3 protein-coding genes are annotated in these 1,166 nt (G+C 70.6%); all 3 read left to right on the top strand.

Going from position 1 to position 1,166, the window contains the following annotated elements:
- Nucleotides 1-96: 96 nt before the first annotated feature.
- Nucleotides 97-501 (top strand): hypothetical protein, encoded by a 405-nt coding sequence (locus tag FV222_RS26780; protein ID WP_147727278.1) that lies wholly within the window; start codon nucleotides 97-99, stop codon nucleotides 499-501.
- 212 nt (nucleotides 502-713) lie between these two features.
- Nucleotides 714-974 (top strand): hypothetical protein, encoded by a 261-nt coding sequence (locus FV222_RS26785; protein ID WP_147752514.1) that lies wholly within the window; start codon nucleotides 714-716, stop codon nucleotides 972-974.
- A gap of 101 nt (nucleotides 975-1,075) precedes the next feature.
- A partial coding sequence (locus FV222_RS26790) for a DUF2934 domain-containing protein (protein WP_147816164.1) occupies nucleotides 1,076-1,166 on the top strand: 91 nt, incomplete at its 3' end.

The following is a 1,166-nucleotide window of genomic DNA, read 5'->3' on the forward strand; positions in this document are numbered from 1 at the left end:
GCCGGAGGGTGCGCGGACCGCGCCCGCTCCGGCCGACCCATCCCCCGACGCGGTCGCCGGCCTCGCCGGGGACCCGACATCGACCCGAGGTGATCCATGACCCAAGCCCATCCGACCAGCGGCGCCGAGCCCGATGCCGCCTGCCCGGTCTCCCTGGAACTGCTCGGCGAGGTCTACCGGGCCGACGAGTACGACTTCCCCGAGATCGTCGCCGGGATCGCGCCCCTCAAGCGGGCGCAGCTCGCGGCCTACCTCTACGGCAAGAGCCACATGCACCAGCTCGGCCTGAAGGTGGCCCGCGCCTGCGAGCGCGAGGACCTGATCCGGGTCGCGGGCGAGGTCGGCTCGGTGATCCATGGGCAGGCGCACCTCAAGCCCGCGCCCGCGCCCGTCCCGGTGGTCGAGGCCGGCGCGCCGAAGCCGAAGAAGGTCAGCCTCGGGGGGCCTGCGAAGAAGATCAGCCTCGGCGGCTCGGCCGCCAAGGGCCGCAGCTTCGACTAATGCCAAGTCTCATGGGTCAGAACCCATGAGGTCCGGCGGACGCCCGCCGCCCCGCAGTCGCGGGGGCCGAACCTCGATGAGTCGGGCTCACCGAGGTTCGGTATAAGTCGCCCTTCCCTCCGAAAATCTTGAATGCGACGCGGCGGCCGGGCGGGGGAACCTCCGGCGGCCGGGGTCGCTTGTCGAGCGCTGAGCGCCTGGAGTGTCAACGCATGTTCGGTTCCTGGTACAAGCTCGGGATGGACGCCACGATGCTGGCGTTCGAATCCCAGCAGGTGATCGGCATGCGGCTGATCAAGATCGCGGCGGGCGGCGCCGTGGGCCAGGCCGAGGCGCAGCGCATGGTCACCGAGAAGGTGGTGGCGGCGGGCGAGGCAGCGCTGATGGTGGCCTCCGGCGCCTCGACCGCGAAGGTCATCGCCGGTTATCGGCGCAAGGTCCGCGCGAACGCGCGCCGGCTGTCGAAGGGCTGATCCTTCTGCGGGGGAGGGCGGTTTCGCACCGCAGCAACCCGTTAACCGCGCCTTAACCACCGGCTTTCATCGTTTCCCAGGGACAGCAACGGGAGACGGACATGGATGTCATCGAGCACCGGGTGCGCGAGCGCGCCTACTACATCTGGGAAGACGAGGGCCGCGTGCACGGCCGCGCGGACGCCCATTGGC

Origin of the sequence: Methylobacterium sp. WL103 (assembly GCF_008039885.1) — a bacterium.
Taxonomy (GTDB): domain Bacteria; phylum Pseudomonadota; class Alphaproteobacteria; order Rhizobiales; family Beijerinckiaceae; genus Methylobacterium; species Methylobacterium cerastii.